The organism is Bacillus paranthracis (assembly GCF_001883995.1).
GTDB lineage: Bacteria > Bacillota > Bacilli > Bacillales > Bacillaceae_G > Bacillus_A > Bacillus_A paranthracis.
The window spans coordinates 52,781-70,146 of record NZ_MACE01000022.1; the positions used below are offsets into that span (position 1 = coordinate 52,781).

General features: G+C 35.1%; 17 protein-coding genes and 1 riboswitch. Of the genes, 8 read left to right on the forward strand and 9 right to left on the reverse strand.

Features of this window, described 5'->3' with window-relative positions:
• Window positions 1–78: 78 nt before the first annotated feature.
• The 3 genes from modA to BAQ46_RS10985 all read left to right on the forward strand — a co-directional run bounded on the left by modA (window position 79) and on the right by BAQ46_RS10985 (window position 2,718).
• Complete coding sequence (modA, locus tag BAQ46_RS10975; protein WP_001032220.1) at window positions 79–885, forward strand: molybdate ABC transporter substrate-binding protein; 807 nt, start codon at window positions 79–81, stop codon at window positions 883–885.
• 5 nt (window positions 886–890) lie between these two features.
• Entirely contained in the window at window positions 891–1,565 is a 675-nt protein-coding gene (gene modB, locus BAQ46_RS10980) for a molybdate ABC transporter permease subunit (RefSeq protein WP_001996525.1), read from the forward strand.
• A 301-nt stretch (window positions 1,566–1,866) separates the two neighbouring features.
• Window positions 1,867–2,718, forward strand: a complete 852-nt coding sequence (locus BAQ46_RS10985; RefSeq protein WP_000353544.1) for a GRP family sugar transporter — start codon at window positions 1,867–1,869, stop codon at window positions 2,716–2,718.
• A 67-nt stretch (window positions 2,719–2,785) separates the two neighbouring features.
• On the opposite strand, the gene pnuC is transcribed toward BAQ46_RS10985, so the two are convergent.
• A complete protein-coding gene (gene pnuC / locus BAQ46_RS10990) occupies window positions 2,786–3,436 on the reverse strand; it encodes a nicotinamide riboside transporter PnuC (RefSeq protein ID WP_071741920.1) in 651 nt (216 codons plus the stop codon).
• Window positions 3,437–3,623: 187 nt separating this feature from the next.
• On the opposite strand from pnuC, the gene proC reads away from it, so the two are divergent.
• From proC to BAQ46_RS11015, 4 genes are all read left to right on the forward strand, one after another.
• A complete protein-coding gene (gene proC / locus BAQ46_RS11000; RefSeq protein WP_071741921.1) occupies window positions 3,624–4,427 on the forward strand; it encodes a pyrroline-5-carboxylate reductase in 804 nt (267 codons plus the stop codon).
• Window position 4,428: 1 nt separating this feature from the next.
• Entirely contained in the window at window positions 4,429–5,262 is an 834-nt protein-coding gene (locus BAQ46_RS11005; protein WP_000060176.1) for an aldo/keto reductase, read from the forward strand.
• 151 nt (window positions 5,263–5,413) lie between these two features.
• A riboswitch (SAM riboswitch) is annotated at window positions 5,414–5,520 on the forward strand.
• A 132-nt stretch (window positions 5,521–5,652) separates the two neighbouring features.
• Window positions 5,653–7,293 (forward strand): peptide ABC transporter substrate-binding protein, encoded by a 1,641-nt coding sequence (locus BAQ46_RS11010; RefSeq protein WP_000726476.1) that lies wholly within the window; start codon window positions 5,653–5,655, stop codon window positions 7,291–7,293.
• A gap of 386 nt (window positions 7,294–7,679) precedes the next feature.
• Entirely contained in the window at window positions 7,680–9,320 is a 1,641-nt protein-coding gene (locus tag BAQ46_RS11015; RefSeq protein ID WP_071741922.1) for a peptide ABC transporter substrate-binding protein, read from the forward strand.
• Between the two features lie 44 nt (window positions 9,321–9,364).
• Here BAQ46_RS11015 and BAQ46_RS11020 read toward each other — a convergent pair whose 3' ends face one another.
• The 4 genes from BAQ46_RS11020 to BAQ46_RS11035 all read right to left on the reverse strand — a co-directional run bounded on the left by BAQ46_RS11020 (window position 9,365) and on the right by BAQ46_RS11035 (window position 12,320).
• Window positions 9,365–10,507, reverse strand: a complete 1,143-nt coding sequence (locus tag BAQ46_RS11020; protein WP_071741923.1) for a YhgE/Pip domain-containing protein — start codon at window positions 10,505–10,507, stop codon at window positions 9,365–9,367.
• Window positions 10,508–10,565: 58 nt separating this feature from the next.
• Window positions 10,566–11,147, reverse strand: a complete 582-nt coding sequence (locus BAQ46_RS11025; protein WP_000124370.1) for a TetR/AcrR family transcriptional regulator — start codon at window positions 11,145–11,147, stop codon at window positions 10,566–10,568.
• A gap of 65 nt (window positions 11,148–11,212) precedes the next feature.
• A complete protein-coding gene (locus BAQ46_RS11030) occupies window positions 11,213–11,404 on the reverse strand; it encodes a hypothetical protein (protein ID WP_000922549.1) in 192 nt (63 codons plus the stop codon).
• A gap of 16 nt (window positions 11,405–11,420) precedes the next feature.
• Window positions 11,421–12,320, reverse strand: coding sequence for a helix-turn-helix transcriptional regulator (locus BAQ46_RS11035; RefSeq protein ID WP_000544197.1), 900 nt, complete (start codon window positions 12,318–12,320; stop codon window positions 11,421–11,423).
• Between the two features lie 173 nt (window positions 12,321–12,493).
• Between BAQ46_RS11035 and BAQ46_RS11040 the strand changes: the two genes are divergently transcribed.
• On the forward strand, window positions 12,494–12,961 hold the full coding sequence (locus BAQ46_RS11040) for a YusW family protein (protein ID WP_071741924.1): 468 nt from the start codon (window positions 12,494–12,496) through the stop codon (window positions 12,959–12,961).
• Window positions 12,962–12,985: 24 nt separating this feature from the next.
• Here BAQ46_RS11040 and BAQ46_RS11045 read toward each other — a convergent pair whose 3' ends face one another.
• From BAQ46_RS11045 to BAQ46_RS11060, 4 genes are read right to left on the reverse strand one after another with little or no spacing between them, the layout of a single operon-like run.
• Entirely contained in the window at window positions 12,986–14,596 is a 1,611-nt protein-coding gene (locus BAQ46_RS11045) for a peptide ABC transporter substrate-binding protein (RefSeq protein ID WP_071741925.1), read from the reverse strand.
• A gap of 13 nt (window positions 14,597–14,609) precedes the next feature.
• Window positions 14,610–15,383: an ABC transporter ATP-binding protein gene (locus BAQ46_RS11050; RefSeq protein ID WP_000205663.1), complete on the reverse strand. Its 774-nt coding sequence runs from the start codon at window positions 15,381–15,383 to the stop codon at window positions 14,610–14,612.
• Complete coding sequence (locus BAQ46_RS11055) at window positions 15,380–16,390, reverse strand: ABC transporter ATP-binding protein (protein ID WP_000531257.1); 1,011 nt, start codon at window positions 16,388–16,390, stop codon at window positions 15,380–15,382. Before BAQ46_RS11055 ends, BAQ46_RS11050 begins: the two co-directional genes overlap by 4 nt.
• Complete coding sequence (locus tag BAQ46_RS11060) at window positions 16,347–17,351, reverse strand: ABC transporter permease (RefSeq protein WP_000501526.1); 1,005 nt, start codon at window positions 17,349–17,351, stop codon at window positions 16,347–16,349. Before BAQ46_RS11060 ends, BAQ46_RS11055 begins: the two co-directional genes overlap by 44 nt.
• Window positions 17,352–17,366: the final 15 nt, after the last annotated feature.

Consider the following 17,366-nt stretch of genomic DNA (forward strand, 5'->3'; position numbering starts at 1 on the left):
ATTATATTCAATTATAACTAGTTATATTTAGTTATATTTAGTTATAATTAATTATGTCAAAACGAAAGGGGATTTTTTATGAATAAGTTTACATTACAATCCATCGGGGCACTTATCCTTTCTTTTCTTCTTATATTTAGTGTTGCATGTACAAGCGGAGAGAAGAAAGAGAAATCAACCGCTAAAGAAGGAAAAACGGTTGAACTTACTATATCAGCAGCTGCAAGCTTACAAGATGCGCTAAAAGAAATTGAAACAAAATATAAAGAAAAAGAACCTAATATTAAACTTTCTTTTAACTTCGGCGCTTCTGGTGCACTTCAACAACAAATCGAACAAGGTGCACCTGCTGATTTATTCTTCTCAGCAGCCGAAGATAAATTCCAAACTCTCGTTAAAAAAGGATTCATTAATGAACAAGAGGGGAAAAATCTCCTTGGAAATGAACTCGTTCTAGTCGTCCCAAAAGATAGTTCTCTTACAAAAATTCAAGATTTAAAAGATGAAAAAATAAAAAAAATCGCACTTGGTACACCTGAATCTGTACCTGCGGGAAAATACGCAAAAGCTTCTCTCACACATGAAAATCTTTGGAATGACATTCAAAATAAAGTCGTATTTACAAAAGATGTTCGCCAAGTGTTAACATATGTAGAAACAGGTAATGTTGATGCTGGTATTGTATACAAAACAGATGCTCTTATTTCAAACAAAGTAAAAATTGGTGAGACAGCAGCGGCTACTTCTCATGAGCCAATTCACTATCCTTTAGGTGTTATAAAAGAATCTAAACACAAGAAAGAGGCGACTTCATTTTATGAGTATTTGCAGTCAAAAGATGCACAATCTATCTTTAAAAAATACGGATTTACAGTCCTATCATAATTGCCATGAGCTTTGATACTATTTTATCACCAATCTTTCTATCTTTACGAGTAGCTGCATGTGCCACCATTATCGTTACCATTTTAGGAACGATAATCGGACGAGCGCTAGCACGCTCCTCATGGAGATATAAAGTAATATTAGAAACTATTTTCTTACTACCAATGGTACTTCCGCCAACTGTAATCGGCTTTTTTCTCATTATCATTTTTGGAAATAACAGTCCTATTGGAACGTGGATAGAATCAATATTTCAGCAATCTATTATGTTCACATCTACTGCTGCTATCATTGCTTCTACAGTTGTTGCATTTCCGCTTATGTACCAATCAGCAAAAACAGGATTTTCTATCGCGAATGTACAAATTGAAGAAAGTGCTCGTGACCTTGGTGCAAGTGAATATCAAGTTTTTCTACACGTCACACTTCCGCTTGCATTTCCTGCCTTACTAAGTGGAATGATTTTGAGCTTTGTTCGTGCGCTTGGTGAGTTTGGTGCTACGCTCATGTTTGCCGGAAACATTCCTGGTAAAACACAAACTATCCCAACTGCCATTTACATGGCGATTGATGCAAGTAATATGCAGCTCGCCTGGACACTAGTAGTTATCACTATTAGTATGTCCCTCCTATTTTTGCTATGTATTCAGCTTATTAATAAAAGAATTACTAACTCTTAAGGCAGCTCTTTTTGAAGCTGCTTTTTTATTTCTTAGGAAATAAAAATATACCACTGGGAAATAACTGAATTTTAAATTTTATTTAAATATACATTCTATTTGAATTTACTTTCTAAAATAGGCAATTTCCTGTTATTATATGGAGGTGTTTCAAAAATTGAAGAAATGAAAACGCATTTATATCGTGAATTCTTCATCCTGTTTTAGCGATCGGTAATCTTCTACTCTAGTAGTGGGGCATTACCGATCGTTAGAACGATATGTAATTATATTGGTATAGCAAAACGAAGGGAGTCTTGTAATGGACATTTTATTAGCGCTTCTTCCTGCAATTGCATGGGGAAACATCTTATTAGTAAGCGTAAAAATGGGCGGTGGTGCATATAGCCAAACGGTAGGTATGACAATCGGTGCTCTATTCTTCGCAACAATTATGTATGTATTTACTCAACCAGCTTTAACAATGACAATCTTGATTGTTGGTTTTATTTCAGGTTTATTCTGGGCTTTAGGACAAGTAAACCAATTAAAAACAGTTGAAAAACTAGGCGTTTCAACTACTGTAACAATTTCTACTGGTATGCAACTTGTTGCAACTTCTATCTTTGGGGTTATCGCTTTCCGTGAGTGGACTACTACTACAACGATCATTCTGGGAACGATTGCAATCCTATTAATCGTAGTTGGTGTTGTATTCACATCATTAGATGATAAAGAAAATGCTCAGCCACCAGGACAATTGAAAAAGGGACTTCTTACTTTAATTGTTTCTACTTTTGGCTATCTTGTATATGTAATTATTATTCGTTGGTATAACATCGATGGTTGGTCTGCTATTTTACCACAAGCAGTTGGTATGTTTGTTGGTGCGGTTGTACTGACATCTAAACATAAACCATTTAACAAATATGCAATCCGTAACGCTTTATCTGGTTTACTATGGGGAACTGGAAACTTATTCTTACTTCTTTCATTACCACGTGTCGGAGTAGCAACAAGCTTCCCATTATCTCAAACTGGAATCGTTATCTCAACATTTGGTGCGATTGTCTTCTTAGGCGAAAAGAAAACGAAACGTCAATTGATCTTTATTGCATTAGGTAGTGTTTTAATTATCGGCGGCGCTGTATTACTTGGTATGACAAAAGCATAAACTTATAATCTATTAAAAAACCCCTGAGGCACATATGCTTCAGGGGTTTTTTAATTCTAATTATTTTCTAGATATAATTATTTGTATGTTTTTGGCCCTTATAATTATTCTTCCACTCTAGCAAACCCGCTACACATATAAAGAGATTAATAACAGCTAATATTAGTATAACATATAACCCAGTGGAGATATAAATTGAAATACTAACTACATTATATAAAATCCATAAATGCCAGTTTTCTAGGATTTTTCGACTTAGCATAAATTGAGCTACTAAACCTAGTACAGCATTTAAAGCGTCTAAATATGGACTTGTTGATTCTAAGTAATGGACTTGATAATACCCCCAACCAATCCATGCAACTAAAATAAAGATTATATAAAAAATCCAACCTTGCAAATCTAAACGAACTGTTGCTTTTACCTCTTCCTCCCCACTACGTGCAATCCAATGATACCAACCATATACATTAAATATAAATTGAAAACCTGCCAATACTGCCATTGCATATAAACCTTGTGTAATAAAAATATACAGAAATACCGCAACGGTAATCATACCGAATAAAAAGTTGGATACTTTTTCTCTTGCTAATAGCCAAACATTAATAATTCCCATGACCGATGCAAAGATTTCAATATAGCTCGATTGAATATACAATCCAACCAATACACAAATAATACTAGTAATGAGTAAAAAGAGCGGACTTCTAATCATAATCATCTCTCCCCAGATGTGTAATAAATTCCCTATCACCAGTATAAGGAATCACTCTCCCCTTCACCATTAATTTCCTACTTTTCATTATCTATTCCATCTACAATAAGCCTTTTCTTTTTACAAAATTCTCTTAAAAATGGTATCGTTTTTTATAACATATCTCCACTAGAAAGGAATAGAGGATATGCTAACTAAACATCGAATTCTATTTATTGGTGCTGGTCGTATGGCAGAAGCTATATTTTCCGGATTACTTAAAACAAGCAAAGAGTACATCGAAGAAATTATCGTTTCTAACCGAAGCAACGTAGAAAAGCTAGATCAATTACGAGCGCGATATAACGTGTCTACTACAACAGATTGGAAGCAGCATGTTACATTTGTTGATACGATTGTTTTAGCAATGCCGCCTTCTGCACATGAAGAATTATTAGCAGAATTATCTCCTTTACTATCGAATCAACTTGTCGTAACGGTAGCTGCCGGCATCGGCCCATCTTATTTAGAAGAAAGACTTCCTAAAGGAACGCCTGTTGCTTGGATTATGCCAAATACAGCTGCTGAAATTGGTAAGTCTATCTCCTTATACACGATGGGACAATTCGTAAACGAGACTGATCAAGAAACCCTGCAATTGCTTTTAGGGGGCATTGGTACTTCGCAACTTTGTACCGAGGAAGAAGTTCATCAACTTACTGCAGTTACTGGAAGTGCACCAGCCTTCCTTTATTACTTTGCCGAAAGTTTAATTGAAGCAACAAAAAGTTATGGAGTCGATGAAGCAACCGCAAAACACCTTGTCATTCAAATGATTTCTGGCTCTGCTTCTATGCTTGAACAAACACAAGATCCAGCTAACCTCCGTGAACAAGTAACAACGCCAGGTGGTTCCACAGCTGAAGGTCTCAAAGCTTTATATGAATATAATTTTTCAGAGGCAATTCAAAAAGCAGTAGAAGCGACAAACAAAAAAGCTAGGGGGAAATAATATGAGTTTAACAAGTTTAAAAGACTATACAACATTACATAACGGTGTAAAAATGCCTTGGTTCGGCTTAGGTGTTTTTAAAGTAGAAGATGGTTCAGAAGTAATTGAGTCTGTGAAAGCAGCAATTAAAAATGGCTACCGCAGTATAGATACTGCAGCAATTTATCAAAATGAAGAAGGCGTTGGCCAAGCAATCCGTGAATCAGGTGTTTCACGTGAAGAATTATTTATTACATCAAAAGTATGGAATAGCGATCAAGGGTATGAAACAACACTTCAAGCATTTGAAACTACATTAGAAAAATTAGGACTAGAGTATTTAGATTTATATTTAGTACATTGGCCTGTAAAAGGGAAATATACTGAATCATGGAAAGCGTTAGAAAAACTTTATAAAGACGGCCGTGTTCGTGCAATTGGCGTGAGTAATTTCCATATTCACCACTTACAAGACGTATTTGAAATTGCTGAAATTAAGCCAATGGTCAATCAAGTGGAATACCACCCACGTCTAGCACAAGAAGAGTTGCACGCTTTCTGTAAAGAACATAATATCCAGCTTGAAGCTTGGTCACCGTTAATGCAAGGACAACTACTAGATAATCCAACGTTGCAAGAAATTGCGACAAAATATAATAAATCAACTGCGCAAATTATTTTACGCTGGGATTTACAAAACGAAGTTGTAACAATTCCTAAATCAATTAAAGAACATCGTATTATTGAAAATGCAAACATCTTCGACTTTGAATTAAGTGCTGATGATATGAAAGCAATTCAAGCTTTAAATGAAGATCGTCGCGTTGGTCCAGATCCAGATAACTTTAACTTCTAGTAGAAAAACCACTGCCATATGCAGTGGTTTTTCGTTAAATAAAACTGAAAATTTAAACTATATTTCATTCAGTTGACACTTCATCATCCAAGGTGTAAGATTTTGAATTATCAAAGAAACACAAAAATTAATAAAGTTTATTCGTTTACTCATTGTATCAAGAGAGGTGGAGGGACTGGCCCTTTGAAACCTCGGCAGCAGGTTCATTTTTGAATACTGTGCCACTTCCTGCAAGCTTTATAGCTTGAAAGATAGAATGAGGGACTTCGTTTATATACGGGTGCATAACTTGTACGTAAAAATCCCTCTTTCTCAATACGAAAAGAGGGATTTTTTATTTTTCATTTCCCTCATCATCATCCAAACTTAATTATTTAGGAGGAAAATCAAATGAAAAAGAAGTTTGTACCCGGTATTGCATCAGTTGTAGGAGTAAGTATTTTATTAACTGGTTGCGGTAGTTATAAAAACGAAGCAAGCGGAGCAAATGCAAAAGACGAGGCACCTAGTAAACAGGTTTTAAACTTATCTTCACCTACTGAAATACGAACAATGGATACAGCTCGTGCTACAGATACTGATTCTGGTCAAGTAATGAGAAACGTATTTGAAGGTTTGTATAACCTTGGTGAAGGTAATAAACCTGTCCCTGGTGTTGCAAAATCTCATGAAGTAAGTGGCGATAAAACGAAATACACATTCCACCTGCGAGATTCAAAATGGTCAAACGGTACTCCTGTTACAGCGAAAGATTTTGTCTTCGCTTGGCAAAGAGCTGTCGATCCAGCAACAGCCTCTGAATATGCATTTCTATTCTTTGATATTAAAAATGCAACAAAAATTAACAACAAAGAACTTCCAGCCGACCAACTTGGTGTAAAAGCAGTTGATGACCATACGTTTGAGGTAGAATTAGAGCGTCCTGTTCCTTATTTTATTAGCTTAACAGCGTTCCCAACATTTCTACCAATTAACGAGGAATTCTTTAAAAAACAAGGTGATAAGTACGCTTTAGAAGACAACACAATCTTGTACAACGGCGCTTTTACACTAAGCGATTGGAAGCATGAACAAAGCTTTAAATTCAAGAAAAACCCTACCTATTGGGATAAAGATACTGTCAAACTAGAAGAAATCAATTTTAACGTTGTAAAAGAAAAATCAACAGAAGTAAACTTATTCGAATCAAAACAATTAGACCGTATAAAATTAACATCTGATTTCGTTGATAAATATAAAAAGGATGCAAACTTTAAAGAACGCCCGAACGTAGGCGTACAATTTTTACGTATGAATCAACAAAACAAAGTACTGCAAAACGTTTCTGCACGCCAAGCAATTGATCAAACAATTGATCGAAAATCCTTTGTAAATACGTTATTAAATGATGGCTCTACACCAACCTTTGGTCTCGTTCCAAAAAACTTTGCAAAAGGGCCTGATGGAAAGGACTTCCGTACTATAAATGGAGATTTAACTAAAGTTGATACAAAATCTGCACAAGAGTTATGGAAAAAGGCAAAACAAGAGCTTGGTTCTGAAAAGATTACATTAGAATTATTAACAAGTGATGCTGACCTTGATAAGAAAACAGGTGAGTTCTTAAAAGGACAACTAGAAAAGAATTTAGATGGATTAACAGTAAATGTGAAACCACAACCACGTAAACAACAAGTTTCACTTTTATTAAAAGGTGACTATGAAATCGGTATTGATGGCTGGAGCCCTGACTTTGCTGACCCAATTACATTCCTTGAATTGTTTACAACGAATAACCCTTACAACTTAGATCATTACTCTAATAAGGAATTCGATGAAACAATTGAAAAAGTTAAAACGACTTTAGCTGGTGATGAAAAAGCTCGCTGGGAAGCATTACTAGCATCTGAAAAAATATTATTTAAAGACTCTGTTATCGCTCCCCTTTACCAAAAAGGCGAATCTTATTTAGAACGTTCTTATGTGAAAGGAATTGTGCAAGTAGACTTTGCAGGTCAATTAAACTTCAAATGGGCACAAATTGAAAAATAAAAGGCAAGCTGAATCGATGTTTTTCTATCTACAGTAATTATTTTATTGAAAAAATGTATTAAAAGCGGATTCTCAATAAGAGGAAATCCGCTTTTTTAATATATTATTTTAAAAAATTAATGCTCAACTTTTTATTATTGACATATAGTTCTCTCCAGTGTTAATATTCTAAATAATCAAAGAAACGAAATATTTCACCATCATAATATAACGTCTACTACGTCGAAGCATATAATGATAAATTATAGTTCAACATGTATATACATATAGAACACCTGATTACCTACATGTACATATTTATAATAGGTTTTCTCTTCTTCTATAGATACACTTCAAAACATGGACATTATGACGTTACGAACAACACATTTAGGGAGGAACGAACAATGAAGAAAAAAGTTGTACCTGTTGTTGCATCTGTTTTAGGGGCAAGTCTATTACTAACTGCTTGCGGGGGAAATAAAGATAACGCAAGCGGAGCGAAGGCAAATGATAAAGCACCTGATAAACAGGCAATTAACTTATCATTTGCTTCAGAAATTCCAACAATGGATGTTGCAAAAGCAACGGATGGGGAATCCATGAACGTAATGCGTAATGTTTTTGAAGGGTTATATGCAATGGGAGAAGATAATAAACCGATTCCTGGTGTCGCTGAGTCGGTTGACGTTAGTCCCGATAAAACGAAATATACATTCCATCTGCGTGATTCAAAATGGTCAAACGGGACTCCTGTTACAGCAAAAGACTTTGTCTTCGCTTGGCAACGTGCCGTAAACCCTGATACAGCAGCTGAATATGCATTCTTATTCTTCGATATAAAGAATGCGAAACAAATAAACCAAAAACAATTGCCGATTGATCAACTAGGGGTCAAAGCTATTGATGACAAAACATTAGAAGTACAACTAGATCGTCCTGTTCCCTACTTCTTAAGTTTAACGACATTCTCAACATTCTTACCAATTAATGAAGAGTACTTAAAGTCTCAAGGCGATAAATACGGTTTAGAAACAAATCATTTAATTTACAACGGTGCCTTCACATTAGATAACTGGAAACACGAGCAAAGCTTCCAACTGAAGAAGAATCCTAACTATTGGGATGCTAAAACGGTGAAATTAGAAGAAATCAACTTCAATGTCGTTAAAGATAAGTCTACAGAAGTTAATTTATATGATTCAGGACAAATTGATCGCGTTGCTTTAACTGCGGAGTTTGTTGATAAATATAAGGGCGATCCAAACTTCAAAGAACGCGCTGAAGTTGGCATTCAATTTTTACGACTCAATCAAAAAAATGAAACATTAAAAAATCAACATGCACGCCTTGCTATTAACGGAGCAATGAATAAGAAAGCATACGTAGAAACAATTTTAAATAACGGCGCTGTTGCAGCTGAAGGAATGGTTCCTGCGAAATTCGCAAAAAGTCCTGATGGCAACGACTTCCGTAAAGAAAATGGAAATCTAGTGAAAGATAATGTCAAAACAGCGAAAGAAAACTGGAAAAAAGCGAAGCAAGAACTTGGTACTGACAAAGTAACAATTGAACTCCTAACAAGTGATAATGCTTTAGCTAAAAAGACTGGTGAATATTTAAAAGGTGAACTAGAAAAGAACTTAGATGGATTAACAGTGAATTTAAAACCACAACCACGTAAACAACAGTTAAAACTACTGTTAAGTGGTGACTATGAAATCGGTATTGATGGCTGGGGCCCTGACTTCGCTGATCCAATTACATTCTTAGATTTATTTACAACAGATAGTGCTTACAACTTCGATAAATACTCTAACAAAGAGTACGATGAGCTAATTCATAAAGTAAAAACAGATTTAGCTGGTGATGAAAAAGCTCGCTGGGAAGCAATGAAGCAAGCTGAAAAAATTCTATTACAAGACGGTGCTGTCGCTCCTTTATACCAACAAGGTCGTTCTTACTTACAACGCGGATTTATTAAAGGACTTGTAACAACTGACTTCGGTGGTGAGTTTAACTACAAGTGGACAGAAGTTGCAAAATAATAAGTGCTAATAAAAAGGTATCCCACCGAGGATACCTTTTTATTTTATGCTTCTTTAACTACAGAGCTTCTTCTTCCCTTTACCATTCCTTTTATAGCTAAAGTCATCACTGCTACTGATTGTGTAACCAATACAATAACTAATAATGAAATAATATTTCTCTCTAAACTAACTCCTCCAAATATTATTGTATAATAGCCATTCGCTGCATATGTTGCAGGAAATAATCCGCCGATTGTTTGATATGTTTTAGAAAGCATCTCATGTGGGACAATTACACCGGAACTTACAAGTTGTAACGATAGTGAGATAATATTAAAAATCATACCTGCGTTTCCAAACACAGTTAGAAACATTTGTGTTAATGAAAGAAATGCGAAGAAGACTATTGCTTGAAACACCCATATACTCCATACCGTTTCGTGCATCTCAATTTGGAAGCCTTTCATCAAACCAATTGTAATACATGCAAGTAAAATCGATACTGTACCGTTTATAATTTGTCTTGATAAGAAATTACTCCAACTGCCCTTTACTTCTTTTGCAACTTTTGATAATTCCATACTCATTATCATTGCTCCTACAAATGAAGCTAATACGATCATTAGCGGTACCATATTCACTGAAAATCCTTTTGCATCATTTACTTTATGAACTGTAAAACCAATTGAATCTTCAGTTAACCCTTTTATCACTTCTACATTCTCATGTCCTACAGCTTGTAGCTTTCCGACAATCACTTGTTTCTTATAACTTGCTACCTCTTTATTTACATTATCTCGAATTTGTTTTGCAGCTCCTTCCATCATTTGCTTTGCCATCATGGCATTCGCTTGATTAATGTGGAAGTTTAAATTTGATTTTCCTGTTTCATTTATATCTTTTGAAAAAGAAGCAGGAATTTCAATAATCATATCGTACACATGGTCATTCATTTCTTTGTTTGCTTTTTCCACAGAATGTTCTGCCTTCACTTGAAATGGTAAATTTCTCTGTAAGCCTTCTGCTATTTTATTCCCTATATTTGCATCCTCATTCACAATAGCAATACGCATTTGATCTGCTCGTTCATTCACTCCATCATATGCCGTTAACCACACGCAAAAGAAAATAAGTTGGAATGATAGCGCTACGATCATTCCTACATACGTACCTGGTCTTTTCAAAAACTGTTTTAATGTATCCATCTTCCCGCTCTCCCACTCAGCAAGCAAGTACATGCTTGCATTTTATTTTAAATAAATACTAGGGTCTTAATGCCCTAGCATATAAAACAATATTATTTTCAATAAATTTCTCATCATCAACTTCTGTCAGGCGATCGGCAAAACGTAATTTAGATAAGAAATATCCAAAATTAATCCAGATAAAGTTCATTACTTGCGCTTCAATATTTGTATCAATAATGTTTCCTTTTTCCTGCATTTTTGCAAAATAGATACTTAATTCTTCTTTTAGTCCTTGTGGTATTTTAGCAATTTCCCCGTCTAATTCAGGAAATTCTCCAGCCTCACGTATACCAATAGCAATAATATCTTTTACCCCATCTAAAAAATTATGATAATGCCTTGCTAAGTTCTTTAAATCCGTTTCTAATTCCCACACAATTTCTGTTTGTAAAAACTGCTTTAAATGCGGTACATATGAAAATTCAGCAACCGCAGCTTCAATAACACCCTTCTTACTTTTAAAATTGCGGAATATCGTTACTTCATTAACACCAGCACGCATTGCAATTTCTTTCGTTGTCGCTGCTGTATATCCTTTTTCTTTCACTAATTCAATCGCTGCTTGAATAATTCTTTCTGCTGTCTTTGAACGCGCCATAAAACCCTCTCTTCCTCATGCAAGTGATCACTTACATTTAGATTATATAACTTTTCTAATAATTGTCAATAATCCTTTCTCCCTTCTTTTTGCACGGAACCAAAACTCATCATAAATATAAACACAAACATCAAATATGTTCTCCACGTCAAAGAAGGTATATGCCCTGACCAAAGATAGCTAACTAAATAATTAATTCCCATAATACAAGACGATATTACTAAACTAATACTTATTAGTTTTACATATTTGAGCATATCTTTTCTCCTTTTTTTATTTTTCTAATTCTTCAAATTGTAGATTCACTGGTTCTTCTAAGAGTGTTTCATAAAAGTTCTCTGCCAAATCTGTTGTAGGAATTTTTTCATCTACTTCATCAAATCGAATACTATCTAGCCACACATAACCTTCTCCTGATAATAAAACACCAAATGCAATACCAAGCGCTCCTTCTTTTATATCTAATACAACCGAGTACGATTGCCAATTATTCGTATTTTTAATGGGACGATTTTGCATATTATCCATAGCAAGCGGTTCTGTCTCTTTTCCATCTACTCGCATCCACAATCCTGCCCAATCTCTTACATTTTCACTCTTAACAAATGCTGTAAAACGTAATCTCTTCCCTACATATTTATCTGCTCGGAACATTTGCATTAATGTTGAAAATCCTCCGTGCGTAACATTCTCTTTTGCTTTTATGTATGCAGATACTTTCCCTTGATGGACAACTTCATAATCTAAACCCATCTCATATTCAGCAGGATGACTTCCACTTAAGATCCATCCTTTCGGTATACCTTTTTGCATTGAAACACCCTCTCTTTCTATATAAAATGACTGGAAGTACTTTCGATATTTCTTTGGTGGCAATTGAAACATTCTTTTAAAAGCTCTCGTAAATGCCTCTTGTGAGGAAAAACCATATTGCATTGCAATATCAATAACTGCTCTTTCAGTCGATACTAAAGTCTGCGCAGCATGAGTTAACCTTCTCTTTCGAATATAATCCGTTACACTCATCCCAACATATCTTTGAAAGATACGATGAAAATGGTACATCGATACTGCACTGTGAGATGCCACTCTTTCTGTTGTAAGCTCCTCATGTAAGTGATTCTCTATATATTCAATTGATTTTTTTATTATCTCTTTATACTCTTCATGCATTTTAGTCCCTCCCTCACAACTTCAATTTACCATATACATACAAATCGTTTTTGATTTAAATTGCGGATTAGCCCTTATGACTACAGAATAATAATTTATTTTCAACACATACATAATTACATGTTTTTGGGAAAAACTTGTATAGAACGAATTTACATAAGGAGGAATTTATAATGAGAACTCTACTATCAGTTTTATTAGCTCTTATGCTAGTACCTGCATTAACAGGATGTAAAGCTCCTGCAAAAGAAGATACAACTTCTAATAAAAAGACGACTGAAGAAGCAAAAAACGAGGCTCCTGCAGATTTAAAACTAAACTTCAATGAATTCGATTTAAAGGCAGACTACCAAGATACAAAGAAAGACTACGAAGCAGACTATAAAAATGTAGCAGCTGATAAGAAAATGGAAGCAAAAATTGAAGATCATAAAGCAGATATAAAATTAACAGGAGACGAGGCTATCACAAAATTAAGCCCACTTCTACAAGAATTAAAATTTGATAAAGATACTGCTGACCAAGAAGTAATCGATCAAGTAGTGAACGTGTTCAAACTTGATAAAGACTATCAAAAATTTGATTTAGAAGTTGTCTTCTCTGATGGAACGAAAAAAGAATATAAAAGAGAAATAAAATAAAGAAGTAGGCAGTTGCCTACTTCTTTATTTTTTAATTTTTGCGTATCTTAATTCTGGACTAGAACCAATAATGAATTGGACACCGGATACTGATGGTTTTTGTAAATAGGAAGCACTTGGGAAAATAATTGGGATTAATGGTGAATCTGTAAACATAATATCTTCCGCTTTATGCAATAAGTCAAAACGCTTATCTTCATTTTGTTCAACTTCTGCTTCCTTCACTAAAGCGTCAAATTCTTTATTATGCCATTTTGCATAATTGTTTGGACCATCACCTGCATATAAATCTAGTTTAGTAATTGGATCTAATAAAGAGCCGCCCCATCCCATATAAGCTAATTGGAAATCACTTTGCTTGTATGTGTCGATGTAACTCTTCCACTCTTTATTTTCTAATTTAATATCTACGCCAAGATTTTTCTTAAACATTTCTTGCATTGCTTCTGCTACTTTTTTATGTTGTGTATCTGTAGTGAATTTTAATGTTACTTCAGGTAATGTAGACCAGCCTTGTTCTTTCATGCCTTCTTCTAATAACTTTTTCGCTTCTGCTGGATCAAATTTAACGTAATCACCTTTTTCTTTACGGAAATCACGGCCACTTTGTGTTTTTGCTCCTTCTGGAACGAATGCATATGCTTCTTGCGCATTATTTTTATACAATTTTTCAACGATAAATTTACGATCAACCGCTAATGAAAATGCTTTACGTACCTTTGCATTTGTAAACGGCTCTTTTTCTACGTTAAACGAATAAATATAAGAAGAGAACCCTGCAACACGCTTATATTCTTTATTTCCTTTTTCTTTTTCGATCATCTCTTGTGGTAAACCACTTAGTAAATCTAATTCTTTGGATTTAAATAATTGATACGCTGTTTTAGAGTCTGGAATAATACGAAACTCAATTTCTTTTAATGTTACCTTTTTATCATAGAATTCTTTATTTTTTTGTACTGTAATAGCCTGGTTATGCTTCCACTCTTTTAACGTGAATGGCCCATTCGTAATTAACTCTTTTGGATCTGTTTTTAATTTATTATTATCATCAATCGACTTTTTAGCTAATGGAATAAATAGTGAGCTTGCTAGTTTTTGTTTAATAGAAGCAACTGGGTGTTCAAGGGTTACCTTTAATGTTTGAGGATCAACAACTTGAATACCAACTTGTCCTTCTTCACCTTTTCCAGTATTATACGCCTCTGCCCCTTTAATAAAATACATTTCTGTCGCATTCATAGAACCCGTTTTCGGATTTAATAATCGCTTCCATGCAAATTCAAAATCATTTGCTGTAATAGGAGAACCATCTGACCATTTAATATCTTTCTTCAAATGGATTGTATATTCAGTTCCATCAGCATTTACTTCTTCTTTCTCCGCTAATTCATTTTGATATTTCCCATTACTATCTTGCGTATATAAACTTGAAAACAACTGCCCAATTATATAACCTGACGTGCTATCTGTTGCAATAGCAGAATCAAGTGTATATGGATCACTACTAATATTCGTTACTAATCGATCGCCTTCTCCCTTACCAGCACTCGCCTTTTGCGTTTCTTTCTTACCGCAAGCAACAGAAGTAATTGCTAATACGGTCATAATGACAAACAGTAAAAACTTCTTCATCCTACATTCTCCTTTAACCTGAAATTTTTGGTGTAGATGCTAATAATGTTTTTGTATAAGAATGTTGTGGATTACGGAATACTTCGTCCGTATTTCCAAATTCAACAAGTTCTCCTTTGTATAAGACAGCTACTTTTTCACATAAATAGTGAACCATCGGTAAATCGTGCGCGATAAATAAATATGTATAACCTTGTTCTTTTTGGATTTTTTGCAGCAGATGTACAATTTGAATTTGCAATGAAACATCTAATGCCGAAATTGGTTCATCAAGAATCAATACTTCCGGCTCACACAATAACGCTCTTGCAATAGCAATTCGTTGACGTTGTCCTCCGCTAAATTCGTGCGGATAGCGATCAATATATCGTCTATCTAACCCCACACGCTCTAGCGCATCACCTGCTACTTTATCCTTTAATCCTTTATCACCTAAACCAAATGAAATATAGCCTTCCGTTACGCTATCGCGTACTTTCCAGCGCGGATTTAATGCAGCTGTGGAATCTTGAAAAATAAACTGTACTTTCTGTAAGAAATCACGTTTATGAGCTGCCTTCAACTTGTGAACGACTTGACCGTTATAATCAATTTCACCAGACGTTGGGCTCTCAATCCCAGCTATGAGCTTACCAAGTGTTGTTTTTCCTGAACCACTTTCTCCAATAATGCCAAGCGTTGTTCCTTTCGGGATCGCAAGTGATATGTCTTTTAACGCTGCGATTTCTTTATTTTTACTTCCATACGTTTTCGTTACTTGCTTTACAGTAATTAAATCTGTCGTCATGAGGCATTCACCTTCTCTTTTGATTTCGCTTTATTATGCTCCAGAACATGTTGCCAGCAATGTGAACTATGCTCCCCAGAATATGTTGTTCTCTCTGGGAAACGATGAATACATTCTTTTATCGCTACTGGACAACGATTTACAAAAGGACAACCAAAGCTATTTAACGTCTCAATGGAAGGTGTCGTCCCTTCTATTGCACGTAATACTTTTTCGGAATCGTCCATATTGGGAATTGCTTGTAATAAGCTTTTTGTGTATGGATGTTTAGGAGAACCTATCACTTCCTCTATCGTTCCTTTTTCAACAACACGTCCTCCATACATCACAACTACTCGATCCGCTACTTCACGTACAAGTGCTAAATCGTGCGTAATTAGTAAAATACTCGTATTTTGCTTTTCCTTTCTTTCCTTTAATAACTCCATAATTTGCTTTTGAATTGTTACATCTAATGCTGTCGTAGGTTCATCCGCAATAACGAGTTTTGGGTGGCAGGCAAATGCGATCGCTAAACAAATACGTTGCCTCATGCCTCCGCTTAATTGATGTGGGTACTGTTCATAGCGTTTCTCTGCTTCATGTATTCCTAAATCATTTAATAAGTTAATTGCAATTTCTTTTGCCTCTTTTTTCGATTTCTTTTCGTGCTGCAAAATCACCTCTGTAATTTGCCTTCCCACCTTCATCGTCGGATTTAAAGATGAAAGTGGATCTTGAAAGATAAAAGAAATATCTTTCCCACGAATTTGATTCCATTCTGATTCTTGTAGATTCGTTAATGCCTTTGATTCAAAAGATATATTTCCATCATCAATTTGAATTGATTCTTGATTTAAGCCGATAATAGATTGTGCTGTAACACTTTTCCCTGAGCCACTTTCTCCTACAAGTGCAACTATTTCACCTTTGCTAACAGAAAAGGAAACATGCTTCACAATTGCTTGTTTACTATTCTCTTTTTCAACGGCTAACGTTACGTTTTCTAAAGATAAGAGCTGTCCCATGTTTTTTCTCCTTTCGATTCTGTTTTACGATTTTTGGATCAATTGCATCTTGTAAACCATCACCAATCGCATTAAATGCGAACATAATAAGCGCAATCATGATTGCTGGGAAGAATAGCTGCCACCATTCCCCGCTTAGTAATGTCCCAAGTGCATCATTCGTCATCGTCCCCCAGCTTGCTGCCGGTGATTGCACTCCTAGTCCGATAAAGCTTAAAAATGATTCTGAGAAAATAGCTGCTGGAATTGTAAATGATAAATTTACGATAATAATGCCTGTTAAGTTCGGAATTAAGTGCCCGTATATAATTTTCATATGTGATGTACCTAATCGCTCCGCTGCAATAACAAACTCTCTTTGTTTTAAAGATAAGACTTGCGCCCTAACGAGACGTGCCATACCAATCCATCCTGTTAATGCAAGGGCGATGATAATGGTAAAAAGACCTGGTTTCATAACAATTAATAGTAAAATAACAATTAATAAATACGGGATACCGTATAATACTTCGATTCCTCGTATAATCCACTCATCAATTAATGTCCCAAGGCGATTGCGCCCTCTCACATATCCACTAAATCCTCCAATTAGCACACCAAGTCCTATATCAAGAGCAGCTGCCACTAATCCAACTGTTAATGAAATTTTCCCGCCAGCCCAAGTACGTGCCCATATATCTCTTCCCAAATCATCTGTTCCGAACCAATGCTCACTACTAGGTGGTAAGTTTGTCGCCTCTTTTACTTGTTCACTCGCAGTAAATTGCGTTAAACTTTCACCAACAAGTGAAAAAACAATAATGAGTAATAACGTCACTGATCCTAAAACTGCGATTGGATTCGATACAAACTTACGAAACACTTCTTTCTTTCGGCTAATCTTTTGCTGATCTTTATTTATTGTTAATTCTTTTTTCTCTTCATTTGTTAATAACTGGTCATTAATTTCATAAGCCCCCATCTAAACATCTCCCTC

Excerpts from the sequence above, each read along its gene's own strand:
- modA (WP_001032220.1), top strand. The coding sequence starts at position 79 with ATGAATAAGTTTACATTACAATCCATCGGGGCACTTATCCTTTCTTTT.
- modB (WP_001996525.1), top strand. The coding sequence starts at position 891 with ATGAGCTTTGATACTATTTTATCACCAATCTTTCTATCTTTACGAGTA.
- BAQ46_RS10985 (WP_000353544.1), top strand. The coding sequence starts at position 1,867 with ATGGACATTTTATTAGCGCTTCTTCCTGCAATTGCATGGGGAAACATC.
- pnuC (WP_071741920.1), bottom strand. The coding sequence starts at position 3,436 with ATGATTAGAAGTCCGCTCTTTTTACTCATTACTAGTATTATTTGTGTA.
- proC (WP_071741921.1), top strand. The coding sequence starts at position 3,624 with ATGCTAACTAAACATCGAATTCTATTTATTGGTGCTGGTCGTATGGCA.
- BAQ46_RS11005 (WP_000060176.1), top strand. The coding sequence starts at position 4,429 with ATGAGTTTAACAAGTTTAAAAGACTATACAACATTACATAACGGTGTA.
- BAQ46_RS11010 (WP_000726476.1), top strand. The coding sequence starts at position 5,653 with ATGAAAAAGAAGTTTGTACCCGGTATTGCATCAGTTGTAGGAGTAAGT.
- BAQ46_RS11015 (WP_071741922.1), top strand. The coding sequence starts at position 7,680 with ATGAAGAAAAAAGTTGTACCTGTTGTTGCATCTGTTTTAGGGGCAAGT.
- BAQ46_RS11020 (WP_071741923.1), bottom strand. The coding sequence starts at position 10,507 with ATGGATACATTAAAACAGTTTTTGAAAAGACCAGGTACGTATGTAGGA.
- BAQ46_RS11025 (WP_000124370.1), bottom strand. The coding sequence starts at position 11,147 with ATGGCGCGTTCAAAGACAGCAGAAAGAATTATTCAAGCAGCGATTGAA.
- BAQ46_RS11030 (WP_000922549.1), bottom strand. The coding sequence starts at position 11,404 with ATGCTCAAATATGTAAAACTAATAAGTATTAGTTTAGTAATATCGTCT.
- BAQ46_RS11035 (WP_000544197.1), bottom strand. The coding sequence starts at position 12,320 with ATGCATGAAGAGTATAAAGAGATAATAAAAAAATCAATTGAATATATA.
- BAQ46_RS11040 (WP_071741924.1), top strand. The coding sequence starts at position 12,494 with ATGAGAACTCTACTATCAGTTTTATTAGCTCTTATGCTAGTACCTGCA.
- BAQ46_RS11045 (WP_071741925.1), bottom strand. The coding sequence starts at position 14,596 with ATGAAGAAGTTTTTACTGTTTGTCATTATGACCGTATTAGCAATTACT.
- BAQ46_RS11050 (WP_000205663.1), bottom strand. The coding sequence starts at position 15,383 with ATGACGACAGATTTAATTACTGTAAAGCAAGTAACGAAAACGTATGGA.
- BAQ46_RS11055 (WP_000531257.1), bottom strand. The coding sequence starts at position 16,390 with ATGGGACAGCTCTTATCTTTAGAAAACGTAACGTTAGCCGTTGAAAAA.
- BAQ46_RS11060 (WP_000501526.1), bottom strand. The coding sequence starts at position 17,351 with ATGGGGGCTTATGAAATTAATGACCAGTTATTAACAAATGAAGAGAAA.